The organism is Ruminococcus flavefaciens ATCC 19208 (assembly GCF_000518765.1).
GTDB classification, from domain to species: domain Bacteria; phylum Bacillota; class Clostridia; order Oscillospirales; family Ruminococcaceae; genus Ruminococcus; species Ruminococcus flavefaciens.
The window spans coordinates 102,946-122,386 of the sequence record NZ_KI912491.1 but is presented as its reverse complement, the minus strand read 5'-3'; the positions used below and the strand labels follow the sequence as shown (position 1 = coordinate 122,386).

The window sequence follows — 19,441 nt, the reverse complement described above, 5'->3', positions numbered from 1 at the left end:
GTCTTCTTTGTTGTTTCTGTAGGCTTTACAGTTGTTGTAGTCGATAATTCAGGAGTATTTGTCCAATAAGAACGATCGGTTGTTGTTATAGCAGTAGTTGATGCTGATGTTGTTTCTGTAGTAGTTGTTGATGTTGTTTCCGTAATAGTAGTTGCAGAAGTTGTTGTTGCAGAAGTTGTTGTCTGGTTATCATCACCTGCTATCTTGATATAACCGTGCTCGATTCCTCTGGTAAATACCCATGCATCCATGAATTTGGAATTTGCTTTGTTGCCGATAGAAGCAAAAAGATCATTCTCCTTGTCGTATTCGATCTCTATAGGGAAATAGTCCCCTGCCTTGACATTATCGGGAAGTCTGAGATCAAATGTCCACATTACGCCGTCACGGCCGTAATCCGCCGAACCTGCCGTAACAAGGAAAATACAGTTATCTTCCTGTGAAAGCTCGTATCCGAGTCTGGTGATAGCAGGACCTTTCTCAGCTATCTCTCCGTCGCGCTCTTCAAGCTTCAGACGATCATCATACCTTACATGAATACCTGTAGCTACATACTTTCTTTCAGCGTCCTTGATACTCATTTCAATAGACTGAACCGGCGAGCTTTTGGCTTCTTCCAGTGAAAGCTCGATCTGACTGAGTGATATCGTCGGCTTTACCGTTGACTTCTCAGGATCAATTCCGTTAAACTCGTACTCGTCACCTGTTGCACTTCCTGCTCCATATGCACTTGCAATAGTTGAAGCGCACATAACGGAAAATGCTGCTGTGATTGCTGTCATTTTTTTAAGGATATTATTCATTATTCTGCCCCCTTGATTTAATAATTGTATAATATCACAAAAAAAACAAAAATGCAAGTACTTTTATGCTCTTTTACTGCGCTTTTTGCTGATGGCTCCAAAAAGTGAAGCCATAATCCCAAGATAAACTACTCCTCCCGCTGCCGCAGAAACTGCAATAACCATCATTTGCGAAGCTCCCGCTTTTTTCACTAAAGATGATACCAAATATGCTGTTCCGCCGCACATTGCTCCTGAATACATCACTTTCAGGAATGGCGATGCGCTGATACGCAGACTCGTCGCTTTTATGTAAGACCTGAGCGATATAGCAAGTATTATTCCATAGCACAGTGAAGTAGATAAAGCCGCACCGTCAACTCCCATAAGCGGTATAAAAGCAAGATTGCCTGCAAGCTTTACTGCTGTACCTGTAAGCATTATTTTCAGAGGAGCTGAAGGCTTGCCTACCGCCTGAAGCATACTGAAAAGCGGATAGGACACGCAGAGACATACCATTCCCGGCATTAACCGGCGAAGTGAGCCTATACAGAAAGCTGCTTCATCTGTTTGCTCGGGATATAAATATCCAAGTATCTCAGGCGCAAGAACTGCGATCCCCGCCGCCGCAGGCAGTGCTATGACAGCCGCTGTGAGAAGTGCCTGCGATGTGCCGTACCCGAGGGCTTTTCGGTCTTTATTCTCATATGCAGCCGTTATACAGGTAAGCGCTCCCTTTCCCAGCATATTCGTGACCGAAGGCACAAGATTGAATATCGTAAGTGCTATGCCTGCAAACGAACCATATATAAAGTATGGCAGCTCTGCCTCGGAAATACCATCAGGGACTGCTGTATTGCTTCCGAAATACGATATACAGCCTATTACAGTCCACATATCTACCAATGCTGTAAGATTAGTCACAAGCGCACTTACTCCCACGGGCAGAGCAGTTGCCGTAAGCTCACGCACAATGGCTTTTCTGCTCATAACGCAGCTCTCTCCGTCCTTTGGTGCTTTTACGAAAAGCCTGACAAAAGCAAAATATACTGCTGCACCTGCCGTTGAAAGAGTAACTCCCATTATACCTGCTGCCGCTGCTGCGGCACGGATATCTTTTATATGTGGGAAATACGCCATTACCGTCTGAGGATTTTTCATAACATAACCGCACAGCAGGAGTCCTGCCGCAGCCTTGACTATACCCTCGACTACCTGAGAAAATGCGGTTGGGTACATATTGCTCATACCCTCATAGTATCCTCGCTCTACTGCGGTCACACAACCGAAAAGCACCGCAGGAGCTATCATCTCCACAGCTAACAATGCTTCGGAGCTGCCTATACTGTAAACGCTGAATGGCTCAGCAAGAAAAAATATGAGCAGGCTGCCAACAAGTCCAGCAAGTGAAAATATACCCAAAGCTGTTCTGCGCACCTTTGCCGCATTGGCATACATACCAAGTGCTGCGCTCTGTGCCGTCATACGTGCCACCGCGGAACTCAGTCCCGTTACAACGAGAGAATACACAGGCATGAAAAGACTGTATGCACAGCTGAAATAGCTCATGCCCACGCCGCCCAGTATATTCGTAAGCGGTATCTTAAAAACTGCCCCAAGCAGTTTTGCTGCCGCTGCCGATACCATAAGTATTATAGAGCCTTTTATAAAATTCTGCTTCTTCAGTATTGACCGCCTCCGAAATATGTCTGCACATAAAAATAGTTTTTCACAGAAATATATGCTGCCGAAAATGCTTTTATGCGGAACACTGAGTTCTGACAGGTGGTAAAATGGTATTGTTTGTATTAATACCACTTGATATTTATTGCGTAAGGCTCTGCACTGTAGGGGCGATGCCCACATCGCCCTGTTGAGGTTTCGATGCATATTATTTGCATCGTGAGGCGTATACGGGAGCCCGAGGGCGGGCTCCCCTACAGCACAGAGCCTGTGCCCCCTTGCTCGTCCGTGTATCATCAAAAGGAAAGCTGCTTCTCGACACGGTGAGTATCATCGAAAACAGCATCAATTATGAATTGATACAGTCGCCCCTACTAATCACTATGCACTAACCACTAATCACTAAATACCATAAAAATCAACGCAGATATTGATTTATTGTAAATAATGTGTTATAATGTAAATTGGACTGATTATAGTTATCAAACAGACGAAAGGCTGGTTTTTATCATGGATTATAAATTCTCAGACAAGGTCAGCAAGCTTCAGGCTTCTGCAATCAGAGAAATTCTCAAGTTCACTTCCGATCCTGAGGTCATCTCTTTTGCAGCAGGCAACCCTGCTCCCGAGGCTTTCCCAAAGGAGAGAATCGCTGAGATCTCTGCTGATCTTCTCAAAAACGACCCTATTCTTGCACTCCAGTACAGCGTCACTGAGGGCTATACTCCCCTGCGTGATTTCCTTAAAGGCTGGATGACAGAAAAGAATTGCTTCCACAAGGAATTTGACGACCTTATCATTACATCAGGAGGTCAGCAGGCTAACGAGCTTTCATGTAAGGTACTGCTCAATGAGGGAGATACTCTCCTCTGCGAGTCTCCGAGCTTTATCGGTTCGCTCAACGCTTTCCGCTCATACAATGTCAACCTTGTTGGCGTTGAAATGGAAGATGACGGCATTGATCTTGAAAAGCTTGAAGATGTTCTCAAAAAAGATAAGAATGTCAAGCTCCTCTACCTTATCCCCAACTTCCAGAACCCAACAGGCAAGACTATGTCTCTGGAAAAGCGCAAGGCTGTCTATGAGCTTGCCTGCAAGTACGATTTCATTATCCTTGAGGACGACCCATACGGCGAGCTTCGCTTTGAGGGAGAGAACGTTCCCTGCATAAAGAGCTTTGATACCGAGGGAAGAGTTATCTACTCAAGCACATTCTCAAAGATAATCTCATCAGGCTTCAGAACAGGCTACTGCTCGGCTCCTGCTCCTATCATACAGAAAATGGTAGTCTGCAAGCAGGTCGCTGACGTTCACTCGAATATGTGGGCACAGGTGGTTTCCCACAGATTTATGACAACTGTTGACAGAGAAGCTCATTTCAAGAAGCTCCGCGCTATATACAAGGAAAAATGTGACCTTATGTGCGGATACATCGACAACGAATTCTCAAAGAAGATACACTATACCAAGCCTCAGGGCGGTCTGTTCGTATGGTGTGACCTTCCCGAAAGCTGCGATATGAACGACTTCTGCAAGAAGGCTGTTCAGCAGTACAAGATCGCTGTTGTACCGGGCAACTCCTTCAGCATCGACCAGAACGAGATCAGCCACTCGTTCCGTCTTAATTATTCAACACCTACAAACGAGCAGATAAAGAAGGGCATGGATATTCTTGCCCGCATGACAAGAGAGATGCTCGACTAAAAAAAGAAAAATTACTTTGAAAGGAAATTTTTATTATGCCAAACAGAATGACCGACAGATATAATGTCACACAGAAATATCTTATGACAAGAGGACAGGCTATCAACTTCCCTGCTGAATACTTCGATACATTCAGCAAGCTCAAGAAGAATGATGTCTTCGGCGTTGTTATTGATATTCCTATGTCAGCTGATGTTCTTACTACTATGGTATGCTTCATCAACGGTGCAGCTAATATCTACTTCAACAACGGCGGCGAGTACACAGGTGCTTCACAGAAGTACAGAAACCTGGTTCAGGCTGCACACACTCTCGTTGCAAACGCAGGCCAGCTCCTTCCAAAATGTGAAAAGACAAAGCGTTATGACCTTCCTAAGGGAAGAACAAACAAGATATTCCTCCTCACTAAGAGCGGCGTATTCATGACAGAGCTCAAAGCAGGTCTTATCCCTGAAACAGAGCCTGAGCTCCGTTCATTCTATGTACTTTATCAGCGCGTTCTCAGTGAGATCAGAAGCTGCCAGCTCAAGGACGAGGCTGACAGAAGAAATGCAGCAACTAAGTAAGGAGAATCACACTAATGGACGATAAAAAGCTGATTTTCAGCGGTATCCAGCCTACAGGAACATTTACCCTCGGCAACTATATAGGTGCTGTCAGAAACTGGGGTGCTTTACAGGAACAGTACAACTGCATATACTGCGTTGTTGATATGCACGCTATTACCGTAAGACAGGAGCCTGCTAAGCTCCGCCAGAATACACTCAATTCCTATGCCCTTCTCATGGCTTGCGGAGTTGACCCACAGAGATCAATACTCTTTATCCAGAGCCATGCGCCCACACACGCAGAGCTCAACTGGATACTGGGCTGCAATACACAGTTCGGTGAGCTTTCAAGAATGACTCAGTTCAAGGACAAGAGCCAGAAGCACCCTGACGATATAAACTCGGGTCTTTTCACATACCCTGTGCTCATGGCTGCGGATATCCTTGCATACAATGCTGATCTTGTACCAGTCGGAGTAGATCAGAAGCAGCATCTTGAGCTTGCAAGAAATATCGCTCAGCGCTTCAATCAGCGTTACGGCGACTTCTTCACACTTCCCGAACCGTATATCCCCGAAGTAGGCGCAAAGATCATGTCTCTTCAGGAGCCTACAAAAAAGATGTCAAAATCCGACGAAAACCCTAACGCATGTATACTTATCCTTGATGATAAGGATACAATTATCCGTAAGTTCAAGAGAGCTGTCACAGACAGCGAAGCAGAGGTATGCTACCGCGAGGGCAAGGACGGCATCAATAATCTTATGACAATTTATTCCTGCGTTACAGGTAAGGACTTCAAGGCTATCGAGTCTGAATTTGCAGGCAAGGGCTACGGTGACTTCAAGATTGCTGTAGGTGAAGCTGTTGCAGACCACCTCGAACCTGTCCGTACCGAATTCGCTAAGCTCAGCAATGATAAAGCTTTCCTCAAACAGTGCTATACAGAGGGTGCTGAAAAAGCCCTCAGATACTCAGGCAGAATAGTCTCAAAGGCTTTCCATAAGGTAGGATTTGTAGACAGATAATATTATTCGGCTGTGTTTTGATGCTCTAAAAAATATAACTTGTTGTAATTATATAGCAAAAATATACAAAGCGCGGCTCTTTTAAGCATTATTTTCTTCGGAATTAACAAAAATGTAAAAAAAAGGTTGCAATTTATCAAAAATTAGGGTATTATATAACATAGCCCGTCTTTAAGGGAGTGTTTTCCTATGGTTGAATATCAGCAGAAAGAGCATTATTCCATAAACGATTTGCTCGATATTGTAAGACTTCTGAGAGGCGAGGGCGGCTGCCCGTGGGATAGAGAACAGACCCACAAGTCAATAAAAAGCGACTTCATTGAAGAGACCTGCGAGGTCATCGAGGCTATAGACCTTGAGGACGCAGACCTTCTCCGAGAAGAGCTGGGCGACGTTCTGCTTCAGGTCGTATTCCATTGCAGGATCGAGGAGGAAACTGATTCGTTTACCTTTGATGATGTGTGCGATGAGGTATGCAAAAAGCTAATTATCCGCCACCCCCACGTTTTCGGTGACGTAACAGCAAATACCACCGATCAGGTGCTCAAAAACTGGGACGCTATCAAAATGGAAACCAAGGGGCAGGAAAGATACACGGATACCCTGACAAGCGTTGCAAAGTCCCTTCCCGCTCTTATGAGAGCGCAAAAGGTAGGCAAAAGGGCAATGCGCGCAGGCATGGATTTCCGCTGTGCTGAGGACGCTATAGCTTGTATCGCAAACGAAAAAGCTGAACTCGACGCTGCCGTTATAAACGGAGATAAAGCCAATATCGAAGAGGAGATCGGCGATCTGCTGTTTTCATGTGTAAATGCAGCACGTCTTTTGGGCGTTGACGCTGAACTTGCACTGAAAGCCGCTACTGAAAAATTCATAAAACGTTTTTCTGTTACAGAGGATCTTGTCTCTGCCGAAAACGTTGATATGAAAAATCTTCCTATTGAAGAGCTTGACATCTATTGGGACAAAGCCAAATCAATAATTAGTAAAACGGAGGAACAAAAAAATGACTAAGACTGAGCTTATCAATTCTATAGCAGAAAAGGCTAAATGCACAAAGAAGGACGCTTCCGCAGCTCTTGAAGCTACACTTTCAGCTATTCAGGAGACTCTCGAGAGCGGCAAGAAGGTTTGCCTCACAGGCTTCGGTACATTCGAGGTTCGTGAGAGAGGCGAAAAGACCTGCATCAACCCTAAGACAAAGGCTAAGATGGTTTGCCCTCCATGCAAAGCACCTGCTTTCAAGGCTGGCAAGGGTCTTAAGGAAGCTATCAATAAGTAATCACAAAGAGGGACAGTTTACTGTCCCCCTTTTATTTTCAATACAGTATTGAAGGAGATATTATGAGACTTGATAAATACCTCAAGGTCACAAGACTTATAAAGCGCCGCACAGTTGCCAACGAAGCCTGTGATGCCGAAAAGATAGTAGTCAACGGCAAAGCCGCAAGAGCTTCTTACGATGTGAAGGTGGGCGATATCATAGAGATAAATATGGGTACACGCCCGTTAAAGGTTAAGGTACTCAGCGTTACAGAACACGCTACAAAGGAAAATGCAGCGGATAATTACACTGTAATAGAATAAAAAGCAAGGGCGCACATTATGCGCCCAAAAAATATACAGACAAAAAAAGGACGGATATATCCGTCCTTTTATTTTGTATTATGTATATCCCAGCGGAAATTTACGAACTTTCTTGCCTTCGTATTATCAAGCATATTATTGTTCTCTATCTTGGAAAGATCAAGATAGCGATAATTTGTCTTTTCTTCCTTATTGGAACTGAACATACCCTTGAGCTTTGAAAGTGTTCCTGCGGGCTGTTTCTGCATTACTGCGCCAAGACGGTGCTTGTCACGCATGAATGTAATGATATCAGCCGCTGTTGTAAGGAGCTTGTCGCTGACATTGTATACGTATATGCCTGAAGTTGTTGCATTATCCACATTCTTAGCATAACAGAGTATAAAATCAACAAGGTTATGTACACAGCAAAGCTGGAAGCCATACTGTCCCTGACCGTATACGAAATACGAGCCGTCCTTAGGGTCTGTTATCTTGGACATAAGATTATCCGTAAAATTAAGTGTATATACAGGTGAAAAACGTATGATACAGCCTAACAGCTCCTTGTGATGTACCATCTCACTTACAAAAGCCTTTTCTGTTTTATACTTCATAACAGCATAATTCGTTATAGGCTTCAGATCGCTGTCCTCACGGATAGGTTCTCTTGTTTTCGGAAACTGATATACCTGATCGGTACTAAGCACTATTATCTTCTTAACATTGTCTGTAACTGCATAATGATAAATAAACTTATCTATTGCTGCACTTTCATTCATCTGCTCTTCTGTTACGATAGGTCCGAGATCGTTGTCTACCGTACAAGCTGCATGAATGACTATGTCAAATTTATTGTTTTCAAATACCTCAGCTATAGTGTTTTTATCTGTAGGTGAACATATTACTGATGAATAGTGAAGCTTCCCCTCATTATATCCTGATTCCTCTCTGTCAATAGCTATGACCTCAAAGCCTTTCTTGAGGAGTCCTGAGCAAATGTGCTGCCCTATAAGTCCGCAGCCGCCTGTTACCAGTACTTTCTCCATGATCATAGCCTCCTTTCTCCAACTTAAATGATATAGTATCCTCTGATTACAACATTATATAAAAATGAATTTCTTATCCAATTGATCTCCGTTTATTTAGCTTTCCGCAACTCTATTCTCCCCGTATCAGTTTCAGTCTACATCGGCTGATTCGGGGTCAGAATTGATTTTTTCAAGATACTTTTCAACTGTTGCATAAATGGATTCATAAGTCTCATTCCACGGTGTACCTCTTGCGGTAAGTCTCAACGAATCATTGATAAGAGTTCCGCAGTCCTGAGAAACGCCCCTTGAGATATCTATTACGGGGTTATCCTCTGCAAGCTGCTGCATACTGTCTTTCATATCCAGCATTTCCTGAGTCCAGCCGTAGTCATCTTTGAACTGCTGATCTGCTATCTCCTTTGTCCGCGGATCAAGATGAGCAAATCTCTTGCAGTCAAGGTATTTGGCTACGCCTTCAGGGTTTGAACCTCCACTTACGAACATATACGCCTCAAGTCCTGTTGGCACATAGTATTCATCTGCCTCAGGATCCTTTGGCATTGGCACAAAGAATGCGTCCTCGCCGTACTTTGCAGTCCATTTGTCCTTTTCCATGTAGAGATCGTATAAGCCGATAGGATAAAACAGCGTTTTTCCTTCTCCAACATATGCCGGCTTGGTATCCCAGCCGAAATCTCCGACACCTATAGCAATACAGTTTTTCTGATACAGATCGTATATCCAGTTCTGGACACGCTCCATATCCGGATCACCAATATTGCTTACAAGCTTTCCGTTTTCCAGACTTATCGGTGTTGTACCGATGGTATTGATAAGACCAAATTCAAACCACCAGCCGTCTATACCGTATTTCTGGTTGTCGGTATCTACAAAGCCTTCAAGCATCTCCTGGAAGGTATCCCATGTCCATTCGCCTCTTGCGTACAGATCAGCGGGATCCTCAAAGCCTGCTTCGGCTACTGTCTTTTTATTATACACTACAGCTACTGTGTCACCTGTTGCCTGAACTCCTGCCATATAGTGTTTTCCATTCCAGAGGAACTGATCGTTAACGTCCTTAACGTCCTCCCAGAGAGGAGAGTCAAAATCTATATAATCGTCAGCAGGTACGAACATTTTCTTTACCGCACCTCTTGGAAAAGCGTCAAGATTGCCTCCGTAGAAGAAATCTATGCCTTCACCCGAACTCATATACTCTGTAAGCTTTTCATATCTGTCTTCATAAACGCAGCTGTAGTATTTTATCTTTCCGCCGTATCTCTCCTGAAATACTGCAAGATCTATAGGAACATTCTTACCCGTACCATCGGGATTGATGTCCCAGTCTGAAAGCCACTTTATTTCACCGTTTTCAAGCTTATCGCCTGTAAGAAGCTCAGAGTTTTCTGCATTCTGACGAATCTCGTTTCTCAGATCAGAGTCCAGCTCCTTAGCGGTTTCGGGCTTATTGTCCTTCTTGCTGCTGCAAGCAAGGAAAGACATCGACATTGCAGCTATCAATAATGCTGAAATGAAATATCTTACTCTTTTCATCCTCTAACTCCTTTTAATATCGCCCTATTGTTCCTTATAATTTATACTCTTACACCTTACCTAATTATATCACTTTGTCTTGGTTTATGTCAATATAAAAATTTCATAGACTTTTAACACTTTTATAGTGAATTGTTCACATATTGTTTAATTATACTGTGATATATTTTCGGCTATATGCACATATTTATTTGCCGCAGCTGCTGCCAGATGCTCTGAAAGCACAACTCTCACGCATATTGCACACCGCGCAGCCGCGCTTGCTTTTTTCTATGGGCTTATCTGAGATCCCTATCAATGCCGTTACCGATTTTGACGGTATCAGCAGTGAGCTTTCGGTCACTGTAAGACCTATCCTTCTCTGTGCATTCAGGGCGATAAGAAAGCTTTTCTGTAATGAGATGGGAAGGTCTCCGTATCCGGGGCTGAATCTCCATGTTCTGTAAGGTATATCGTGTTTTTGAAAAATATCCGCCTCAGCACGGTTGCAGACCTGTTCAACAGCCGCACTGCAAAGGCAGTCAATAGCAAGTGACTCTGCCATATCTGTAACCGCCGCCTGTCTTATGAGCTTATCAGCTTCCTGAGAAAGGGTAGCTGCAAGCATTATAGCCCGGTTACAGCCGCTGAGATGTCTTTTTATATCTTCTCCTGTCAGCGGCTCCGACATAGCACCGAGGATAACTCCATTATCCTTGAATTCCACAGAAGTCTCAAGATACACGTATTTAGGGTTCACGCGCTCACGCACTACCCTTTCACAGCGTTCAAGCATATCCTGTATTGCCTCTGTGGGAGTTCCCTTAATGCCCATATACCGTGCCGCTTCCGACAGGGATATGGGATCAAGCTCCATCATGTTTTGATGATGCCCGAAACAGCTTCGCTTATCTTACGGGCAACGTATGGATTGTTCATTGTATAGAGGTGTATACCGTCAACTCCGCTTGCAACCAAATCGACTATCTGATTTACTGCGTAGGCTATGCCCGCATCTCGCAGAGCTTCGGGATTGTGCTCGTATTTTGTCATTATACGCACGAATTTGCTTGGCAGACTTGCTCCGCAGGTAGTTACCATACGCTCTATCTGTCTCTTATTTACAACAGGCATGATGCCTGCCTCAATAGGTACGTTTATACCTGCAATAGCTGCCTTTTCGCGGAATTCATAAAAATTGTCATTGTCGAAGAAAAGCTGTGTTATAAGGTGATCTGCACCTGCGTCGACTTTTTTTCTGAGATTGATTATATCTTCAACAAGACTTTCCGCATCGGGATGACACTCCGGATAGCAGGCTCCTGCTATATCGAAATCGCCCTTTGACTTTATGTAAGTGATAAGATCGCTTGCATAGCTGAAATCATTCACAGGCGGTATCTCAGGGTTTATATCGCCTCTCAATGCAAGTATATTCTCGATACCGCGTTCTTTTGCCTCTTCAAGGGCAGAATCTATCTCAGCTTTAGTAAAGTTGATACATGGCAGGTGAAGCATAGGCGTTATACCGCTTTCCTTTATTCTGGAAGCTATTTCCAGTGCATAACGGCTGTTTCCGCTTCCGCCCGCACCAAAGGTAACGCTTATAAAATCCGGTTTCAGGTCATTGAGTTCGTCAAGAGTGCTGTATATTACGTCAACAGGACTTGTTTTCTTCGGCGGGAAAACCTCAAAGGAAAACAGGGTCTTATTTTTAAAAAGCTCTTTGATATGCATATATATCCTCCGTTATTCTATCGACCAGTCTATCTCGCCCAGTCCCTTTTCGCGCAGGAACTGATTAGCTTTCGAGAAGTGCCTGCAACCGAAAAATCCGTTATACGCCGACAGCGGACTTGGGTGCGCCGCCTTTAAAACAAGATGTGCAGGATTAGTTATGTACTGCTGCTTGGTCTTGGCATCACCGCCCCATAGCATGAATACCATAGGTTTTTCGCGCTGATTAAGAAGCTGTATAACATCGGTTGTGAAGTTCTCCCAGCCGATACCGTGGTGACTTCTTGCCTGATTTGCACGTACTGTAAGCACTGAATTGAGCAGAAGGACTCCCTCCAGCGCCCACTTGGTAAGCTCGCCGTGCTTGCCTAAGTTATCTATGCCCACATCTTCCCTTATCTCCTTGAAAATATTGATAAGCGACGGCGGCGGAGCAATTCCCTTTCGTACCGAGAAGCTCAGTCCGTGAGCCTGCCCCTCTCCGTGATATGGATCCTGACCGATTATAACGCATCTGACATCTTCGTATGATGTATACTTCAAGGCATTGAATATATCATACATACCCGGGAATATCCGCTGTGTTCTGTACTCGTTTATAAGAGTCTGTCTGAGTTTAAGGTAATAATCCTTGGTGAACTCGTTCTTCAGCAGTTCGTCCCAGTCATTATTAAAGCTTACCATATTGCCTCCATATGTTTTAAACTAAAACAGGGACGACATGAGCCGCCCCTTCTCTCATCAATTGAAAACCGTATCCTCATAATACTTGAACTTTACAAGAGTATTTCGCCTGTATGTAAGCGAACCCTGCTGATTGAAAGGCACCTTGTCGTATGCCTCCGCAGAGCATTCGATCTTCAGCTTCTGTCCCTTTCTTGTAACAAAGATAAGTTCATAATATTCGTCTACGAGCTTTACCTGTCCAGTACTCTCAATAATCCTCAGACGGTCATCGCTTTTTCTGACAAGTGTTGCCATTTCAACGATGGGCTCCGATGTACGCTTTTGATTAGCAAATTCATCGTCCTGACCGCCTCTGCGATCGGCATTTACTCTGTTGACTGGAGCTGCATTTGCAGGTACTTCTCCACCGTCAAAATCATCTTTGCGTTCCTCAAGAAAAATTGAAAGAAGACGTCTGAATGAGCTTTTTCCGCTGAATAAAAGTATTATAAGAATAAGTACAACAACAATAGCGGCAAGTAATATCAAAAGATTTCTCATCTGCTCTGTCATTTATTTTTCAGGCGCACCTGCGCCTCTCCTTTCTGCTTCAACGTATCATCTGTTTCTTTTTATTTGCAGTCTGATACAAAATAGTTCATTTCTATTATAATATATTTTTTCATACTTTGCAAGTTTTATTTGCAAATTTCTTTAAAATATGTTTCTCCATTTTTTGCGGCCATATAAAGCTTATTAAAGAGTGCATGAGCAATCATTGATTTTTAAGCTTACTATTAATATAAACGATATAAAAACGTTATTTCAGACACACAAACAAATGGGAAGTAACCGTATATCGTGATTTTTAGCACATGACACTGACTCTTGCTTTTATATTACTGAAATGATATAATATATCTTGAAATTACATGATTGGAGAACATTTATGCAAAAAATTCTTGGATATATGCGAAAGGCTATACAGAATTACGGACTTATCTCCGACGGAGATCGCATTCTCGTCGGCGTTTCGGGCGGAAAGGACAGCCTTGTACTTATGCAGGGACTGCAACTGCTGCGCAAATTTATAGGTATTGACTACGAGATAGTTGCTGTTACCCTTGATATGGGATTTACAAACGGCTCAATGGACTTCTCTCCTATTGCCAAGCTTTGTGAAAATGAAGGTATAGAGTATCATATCATAAAAACTCAGATCGCTGAGATAGTCTTTGATGTGAGAAAGGAACCGAGTCCATGCAGTCTATGTGCGCGAATGCGCAGAGGTGCTCTCCATGACGCCGCAAATGATCTCGGCTGCAACAAGGTCGCGCTCGGTCACAACTATGATGACGCGGTAGAGACCTTTGTTATGAATTTATTCACCGAGGGGCGTATCGGCTGTTTTTCACCAAGTACATACCTTACCCATAAAAATGTCACCGTAATCCGTCCCCTTGTACTCGCTCCCGAAAAGGATATACGCCGCGCAGCAAGAAGGATAGAGCTGCCCGTTGTCAAGTCAGTCTGTCCTGCTGACGGACACACAAATCGACAGAAGACCAAAGATTTCCTTGCGGATATGGAGCGCAGCGATCACGGCTTTAAGGACAGGCTTTTCGGAGCTATGAAACGCGCTAATATAGACGGCTGGGGCGGTGTAGACTGGACTCCGCCAGCAAAAAAAGACTAAAATAAAAAGGCTCTCCAATGGAGAGCCTTAATTATTATAGAGAATGATGACTAATTAATTAGTCTTCCTTCTTTCTAAGAGCGAATGCTGTACCTACTGCAATTGAAAGACCTGCAACTGCTACGCCTGCACCAGCTACACCTGTCTTAGGTGAATCGTTCTTCTTTGTTGTAGCCTTCTTTGTTGTTGTAGCCTTAGCTGTTGTCTTTGTAGCTCCCTTAGTTGTAGAAGCTGCAGAAGAAGATGATGTTGAAGCTGTAGATGTTGATGTTGAAGATGTTGTTGAACCAGATGTTGTAGTAGTTGTAGTTGTTGTAGTTGTAGTAGTTGTTGTTGTAGTTGTTGTAGTTGTAGATGAAGATGTAGGAGCCACTATCTCAATGTAGCCCTGCTCAATACCCTGAGTAAATACCCAAGCCTGCATGAGCTGACCTTCTTCGTCCTTATCACCGTTTGTGAAAAGGTCTTCAGCTGTTGGCTTGCTCTTGTAAGCGATCTCGATTGGGAACTTTTCGCCGCCCTTAAGGTCGCTTGGAAGTGTGAGCTGGAATGTCCAGAGAACACCGTCTCTACCAGCATCAGATGAAGCAGCTGTTGCTACGAAGAAACCGTTGTCGCCATCTGGCTGCTGCTCCTGTGAAAGTCTTGAACCAGCAGTACCGATTGCTGCGATGAATCCATCTTCATCCTTTACAGCCTTGAGTCTTGAATCGAACTGGATGTGAAGACCTGTAGGAGCATACTTTCTGTCAGCACCTGTAACCTTGAGCTCGATTGTACGAGTTGGGTTAGCCTTAGCCTCATCAAGTGTGAGTGTCTCCTGTGTAAGTGAAATTGTTGGCTTTGTAGCAGCCTTGCTTGGATCAAGACCGTTTAATGGGTATTCCTGACCAGCAGCCTTACCAGCAGCTGATGCAGTCATAGCAGTAGCTGAAAGTGCTACAGCTGATACAGCGAGTGTTGCTAAAGCACTCTTTAAAGTATTCTTCTTCATTGTCATTATTCCTTTCAGATAATTTTAGAATTATATATGTCAATCCGCCGCCGCATAGCGGCGGATCACACTCAATACTTTACGTCTTTCCTTAAATGTCTTTCTGAAACTTATTGTTTAGTTTCAAGCCTTCTTTAAGACCTCATTCCAGATGTCTCTGTCTGTCTTACCGTTGTAATCAGCAGAAGATCTTCTTGCGTAGAATGCGAGGATGTAAGCTGCATCGTTTGAATCGATGAGTCTGTTATCCTTCTTAACTGATCTCTCTACGTTCTTATCTGCGCCGTAGTGTACGTCAGCAAGGAATGCTGCAAACTCTTCGTACTCAGATGTTGGGCTTGTAGCAAGTGCGCTCTTTGAAAGGTTTACTGAATAAACGTCTGTGTTATTTGTAGAAACCTTTGCATAGTAAGCAAGTACCTGTGAAGCATCGTTTGAGTCAACGAGGTTATCGAGGTTAGCATCACCCTTGAGAGCGATGTAAACTGTTACTGTAACGTTCTTGCCGTCGATATCCTTAAGAACTTCGCCGTTTGCGTATACAGGAACTTCATACTTGAAGCTTGTGCTTCCTGACTGATATGTATTAGAAGGTGTAGCTAAGCCAAAGTTTACATCAGCTGTGATGTCCTTTGTGTTTTCGCCTTCACCTGATACATAATTCTTGCCGTTTATTTCATAACCCTTAATGTATCTCTCGTGGAGAACAACATTAGAAATCTGTGCCTTATCGAAAGCATCTTCAATGCTTACATAGTATGCAGGCTGTGTATCAGCTGTTACATAAGACTTAATGATAGATGTTGTCTCAACGACCTCAGGTGGAACTGTTGTAGTTGTTGAAGATGTTGTAGACTCTGTTGTAGATGTTGTTGAAGATGATGTAGATGATGTTGTTGACTCAGTTGTAGATGTTGTAGATTCTGTTGTAGATGTTGTTGACTCAGTTGTTGTAGATGATGTTGTTGATTCTGTTGTAGATGTTGTTGAAGATGATGTTGTTGACTCGGTTGTAGACTCTGTTGTAGATGTTGTAGATTCTGTTGTTGTAGTTGTAGTAGTTGTTGTAGATGATGTTGTTGAAGTTGTATTTGTTACGAGAACTCTCTCGATCTTAACAGCAACTGAACCTGCATCTGTTGTATTGATTCCGCTGAAGTCAACCTTAGCTGTTACCTTCTTATAAGAATCAACGAAAGCGTAGCCAAGTGACTCTACATAAGCCTTAACCTCTGCCTGCTCAGCATCCTTGAATGTAGCTTCGCCGTTTGCAACAGCCTTAGCAAGTGAACCCTTGATGTTCTCTAAGCTGTCAGCAAACTTTCCGAGATCAGCAGCTGTAATGTTGATATCATGCTCCTGAGAGAAATCATTGAGAAGCTGATCATAAGCCTTTGTTACGATCGACTTAGCAGCAATGTCTGTAGCTGTAGCAGGGATCTGCTTGTTGATGTTGTGGTTCTTGAGCCATGTGTTTGCCTTAGCGATGACACCTGCAACATTTGCATACTCGCCGCTCTTTTCAGCCTTAAGTGCCTTTTCGAAATTTCTCTTAGCCTTTTCAATCTTATCTGTTACATTCTTGATCTTTTCAGCGTAATCAGCCTTAGCCTTGTCAACAAACTGAGCAGGAATCTCCTTCTCAAGTGCTGCATCGCCCTTAGCCTTTACCTTTGCCATTGTATCAAGTGCAAGATCAAAGAGCTGACCTGCTGCATATACCTTGTTGTCAGCAGTTGTCTTATACTCAAACTTTATCGGTACTTCTGTACCTGCGCCAAGCTTTGAAGTCTCGAATGTGATCTTGAAATCGCCCTCAACACTGATGTCTGAGAAATCGATCTTTGTAAGATTCGGAGCTTTGTAATTTTCAGCCTGGATTGCAAGCGCATTACCTGATGTAAGGCTAAGATTGCGGTTGAAATCAGGCTCGGAGATGTGACCTGTGATCACAACGTCGTTATTGTCAGTAATCTGATACTTTACACCGTTTGGAATGATAAGCTCATTAAGAGCATAATCTGCAACGTCCTTGAACTGACCAGCGTGTTCAACTGCTTCCTTTGCAAGTTCAGTCAGGTTGAATGTGCCGTCTCTCTGTGTTCTTGTTGCAAGCTTTGCCCATACAAGCTGATTCCAGTCTGAAACAGTCTTGTTTGCCGGAATGTAAAGAAGATCATCAAGTGTAATCTTTGAACTACTTTCAGCCTGTGCAGTTGCTGTAGTCTGAACAGCATCATTTGATTCAGCGTTTGCATTAATTAAACACTGTGTGAGGGCAAGTGGTGCAGCAGCTGCTACAGCAATTGCTCTCTTGAATAATGATTTCTTCATTGTCCTATACCTCTCTAACATGTTTATTCCCCTTTTGCTTTAAGCCATTCTTTTGTACAAGTGCTCTCCGCATCAGGCTTAATTTCGGGAGAACTATCCGCGAATGCTTACACTTCCCCCAGAAATTCATATCTACATTTTATCACACAAAGTCCAATAAGTCAAGCAGAACAGTATATTTTTTTCAAAAATTATTGACGATTAATAATCCCGTTTTTTGTACTTATTTCACAATATGAGAGTATATGAAGCGTAATATTTTTGCTTTTTTGAACTTTCTGTATTATTTTTTCGGTATTTCGCTGAAAATAACGCTTTTACGGGTTAATTATATCATCTTTTTCACGTTTTTTCAAGCGGTATTTTATGTAAAAAAAGCAGGTCTTTCGACCTGCTTTTTTATTGTTTTTATGCACCAAATCTTGCTGTTCCGAGAACCTCGTTCCAGATATCGTAATTTGATACATTGTCATAGTCAGAAGATGATCTTCTTGCATAGTATGCAAGGATCTTAGAAGCATCGTTAGAGTCAATACGTCTGCCGTTCTTCTTTGTCTTCCAGTTGTCTGCACTCCACTCGTTTGTATTTACATCAGCGAGGAATGCAGCAAGCTCATCGAGCTCGTCCTTAGGTGTCTCAACCTTTAATCCAGCTACTGTGCTCTGGAGTATTACGTCATATACATCTCTATCATTTGTAGATATGCTTGCATAGTAACGCAGAACTGCTGAAGCATCAACTGAATCTACCATGTTATCAAGTGTTGCATCACCCTTAACGCCGATGTAAGCAGGCACTGTAAGTGGCTTGCCATCCTTGTCGAGGAGCTGCATATCACCATAATAAACAGGTACATCGTACTTGAAGTCATCTATGGTTGTCTGCTTTGGAGTATGTGTACGAGCATTGTACTCGCTCTCAGGTGTAGCATCCTTGAAGTTGATGAGGTCATAATCTACTGCTGCTCTTGCAACTTCGTAACCGTTATCGTATACATCATAGATCTCGAGTCTGAGAACCTGATCCTTATTGAATCCGCCCTTTTCGCCGTTAGCACGCTGACCGTTATCGTGGCTGAAGTAGTAACCTACCTGAGTCTGGATAGTAGCGTAAGACTTAACGTAGCCCTCAGATGTTGTTGATGTTGTTGATGTAGTTGATGTTGAAGTAGTGTTTGACCACTCGTAATTACCACCTGTTGTCAGGTTAGTAGAAGATGTTACACTCTCACCCTGCTGTGTTGTGTTCAGAGTTGTTGTCGATGTAGACTGTGTGCTCTGTCCTGTAGCAGTAGATGTGCTCTGTGTACTCTGAGTTGAGATAGGAGCTGTGCTCTCTGTGCTCTGAGTTGAAACAGGAGATGTGCTCTGTGTACTCTGAGTTGAAACAGGAGATGTGCTCTGTGTACTCTGAGTTGAGATAGGAGCTGTGCTCTGTGTGCTCTGAGTTGAGATAGGAGCTGTGCTCTGTGTGCTCTGTGTTGAGATAGGAGCTGTGCTCTCTGTGCTCTGTGTTGAGATAGGAGCTGTGCTCTCTGTGCTCTGTGTTGAAACAGGAACTGTGCTCTCTGTAGATACAGCTGTTGTATCAACTGTTGTTGTTACAGTAGATGTGCTTGTTTCTGTTGAAACAGGCTTTTCAATAACTTCGATCTCACCCGGAATTGTAAGAACGTTACCTGAAATATCAAATCCGTCTTCATCAAATACCTTAAGATCTGTAAGCTTTACAGGAATCTTTGAACCAGGTGTTGCGTCAGCATCGACCTTATATGTAAGCTCGACTACTACTGATCCGTCAGGAGCAACGTGTGCCTTGCCTGTACCTGATGCAAATAAGAATTTAGCAATGTCGTCATTGAACTGTACATCAGCACCGTAAGCTGACTTATCGCCAACCTTTGTAAGCTGAACCTTACCGTCTGCGCTTACCTTGAACTGTGCACCGCCGATGCCGAGATTTACGCCCTTTTCATCGTTTACCTTGACCTTGAGTGTTACCTCTTCGCCAGGATATGCCTTGCCGTTTTCAACAACCCATGCGATTGATCCCTTAGGAATATCATATGTAGATGTTGTTACGCTTGTTGAAATAGGAGCTGTGCTCTGTGTTGATACAGATGATGTGCTCTTTGT

The 19,441-nt window shown here is 43.4% G+C and carries 17 protein-coding genes and 1 pseudogene; 7 read left to right on the top strand and 11 right to left on the bottom strand.

Annotation, left to right across the window (positions count from 1 at the left end; genetic code table 11):
* On the bottom strand, positions 1 to 803 hold an 803-nt coding region (locus tag L870_RS19540), incomplete at its 3' end, for a hypothetical protein (RefSeq protein ID WP_037272385.1).
* 63 nt (positions 804 to 866) lie between these two features.
* Positions 867 to 2,450 carry an oligosaccharide flippase family protein gene (locus L870_RS0113455; protein ID WP_278244616.1) on the bottom strand — a complete coding sequence of 528 codons (1,584 nt, stop codon included), beginning with the start codon at positions 2,448 to 2,450 and terminating at the stop codon, positions 867 to 869.
* Positions 2,451 to 2,975: 525 nt separating this feature from the next.
* Between L870_RS0113455 and L870_RS0113450 the strand changes: the two genes are divergently transcribed.
* The 6 genes from L870_RS0113450 to L870_RS0113425 all read left to right on the top strand — a co-directional run bounded on the left by L870_RS0113450 (position 2,976) and on the right by L870_RS0113425 (position 7,332).
* On the top strand, positions 2,976 to 4,169 hold the full coding sequence (locus L870_RS0113450) for an aminotransferase-like domain-containing protein (protein WP_028518587.1): 1,194 nt from the start codon (positions 2,976 to 2,978) through the stop codon (positions 4,167 to 4,169).
* Positions 4,170 to 4,204: 35 nt separating this feature from the next.
* Positions 4,205 to 4,735, top strand: coding sequence for a hypothetical protein (locus tag L870_RS0113445; protein WP_028518586.1), 531 nt, complete (start codon positions 4,205 to 4,207; stop codon positions 4,733 to 4,735).
* A 14-nt stretch (positions 4,736 to 4,749) separates the two neighbouring features.
* Positions 4,750 to 5,745 (top strand): tryptophan--tRNA ligase, encoded by a 996-nt coding sequence (gene trpS, locus L870_RS0113440; RefSeq protein ID WP_028518585.1) that lies wholly within the window; start codon positions 4,750 to 4,752, stop codon positions 5,743 to 5,745.
* Positions 5,746 to 5,934: 189 nt separating this feature from the next.
* Positions 5,935 to 6,759 carry a nucleoside triphosphate pyrophosphohydrolase gene (gene mazG / locus L870_RS0113435; protein WP_028518584.1) on the top strand — a complete coding sequence of 275 codons (825 nt, stop codon included), beginning with the start codon at positions 5,935 to 5,937 and terminating at the stop codon, positions 6,757 to 6,759.
* On the top strand, positions 6,752 to 7,027 hold the full coding sequence (locus L870_RS0113430; RefSeq protein WP_028518583.1) for an HU family DNA-binding protein: 276 nt from the start codon (positions 6,752 to 6,754) through the stop codon (positions 7,025 to 7,027). The genes mazG and L870_RS0113430 overlap by 8 nt, the downstream gene beginning before the upstream one ends.
* A gap of 62 nt (positions 7,028 to 7,089) precedes the next feature.
* Positions 7,090 to 7,332: an RNA-binding S4 domain-containing protein gene (locus tag L870_RS0113425; RefSeq protein WP_019678992.1), complete on the top strand. Its 243-nt coding sequence runs from the start codon at positions 7,090 to 7,092 to the stop codon at positions 7,330 to 7,332.
* A 68-nt stretch (positions 7,333 to 7,400) separates the two neighbouring features.
* Here the strand turns inward: L870_RS0113425 and L870_RS0113420 are convergent, their stop codons facing one another.
* The 6 genes from L870_RS0113420 to L870_RS0113395 form a co-directional block, all read right to left on the bottom strand.
* Positions 7,401 to 8,360 (bottom strand): NAD-dependent epimerase/dehydratase family protein, encoded by a 960-nt coding sequence (locus L870_RS0113420; protein WP_028518582.1) that lies wholly within the window; start codon positions 8,358 to 8,360, stop codon positions 7,401 to 7,403.
* Between the two features lie 132 nt (positions 8,361 to 8,492).
* The gene (locus L870_RS0113415; protein ID WP_028518581.1) at positions 8,493 to 9,899 is read right to left on the bottom strand and encodes an ABC transporter substrate-binding protein; all 1,407 of its coding nucleotides are present in this window, start codon (positions 9,897 to 9,899) and stop codon (positions 8,493 to 8,495) included.
* Positions 9,900 to 10,086: 187 nt separating this feature from the next.
* Positions 10,087 to 10,758, bottom strand: coding sequence for a vitamin B12 dependent-methionine synthase activation domain-containing protein (locus L870_RS0113410; RefSeq protein WP_242836516.1), 672 nt, complete (start codon positions 10,756 to 10,758; stop codon positions 10,087 to 10,089).
* Positions 10,755 to 11,615, bottom strand: a complete 861-nt coding sequence (gene metF / locus L870_RS0113405; protein WP_028518579.1) for a methylenetetrahydrofolate reductase [NAD(P)H] — start codon at positions 11,613 to 11,615, stop codon at positions 10,755 to 10,757. Before metF ends, L870_RS0113410 begins: the two co-directional genes overlap by 4 nt.
* A 12-nt stretch (positions 11,616 to 11,627) precedes the next feature.
* On the bottom strand, positions 11,628 to 12,299 hold the full coding sequence (locus L870_RS0113400) for a uracil-DNA glycosylase (RefSeq protein WP_028518578.1): 672 nt from the start codon (positions 12,297 to 12,299) through the stop codon (positions 11,628 to 11,630).
* Between the two features lie 57 nt (positions 12,300 to 12,356).
* Positions 12,357 to 12,830: a hypothetical protein gene (locus L870_RS0113395; protein ID WP_162148451.1), complete on the bottom strand. Its 474-nt coding sequence runs from the start codon at positions 12,828 to 12,830 to the stop codon at positions 12,357 to 12,359.
* A gap of 400 nt (positions 12,831 to 13,230) precedes the next feature.
* Here L870_RS0113395 and L870_RS0113390 point away from each other — a divergent pair, with 400 nt between their 5' ends.
* Complete coding sequence (locus L870_RS0113390; RefSeq protein WP_028518576.1) at positions 13,231 to 13,977, top strand: tRNA 2-thiocytidine biosynthesis TtcA family protein; 747 nt, start codon at positions 13,231 to 13,233, stop codon at positions 13,975 to 13,977.
* A 58-nt stretch (positions 13,978 to 14,035) separates the two neighbouring features.
* Here L870_RS0113390 and L870_RS19755 read toward each other — a convergent pair whose 3' ends face one another.
* From L870_RS19755 to L870_RS17760, 3 genes and pseudogenes are all read right to left on the bottom strand, one after another.
* Positions 14,036 to 14,971, bottom strand: coding sequence for an NPXTG-anchored protein (locus L870_RS19755; RefSeq protein ID WP_028518575.1), 936 nt, complete (start codon positions 14,969 to 14,971; stop codon positions 14,036 to 14,038).
* 123 nt (positions 14,972 to 15,094) lie between these two features.
* Positions 15,095 to 17,305 (bottom strand): cellulose-binding protein CttA-related protein, encoded by a 2,211-nt coding sequence (locus tag L870_RS19535; RefSeq protein ID WP_028518574.1) that lies wholly within the window; start codon positions 17,303 to 17,305, stop codon positions 15,095 to 15,097.
* Positions 17,306 to 17,713: 408 nt separating this feature from the next.
* Positions 17,714 to 19,441: pseudogene (locus tag L870_RS17760) on the bottom strand (cellulose-binding protein CttA-related protein); the annotation flags it as partial.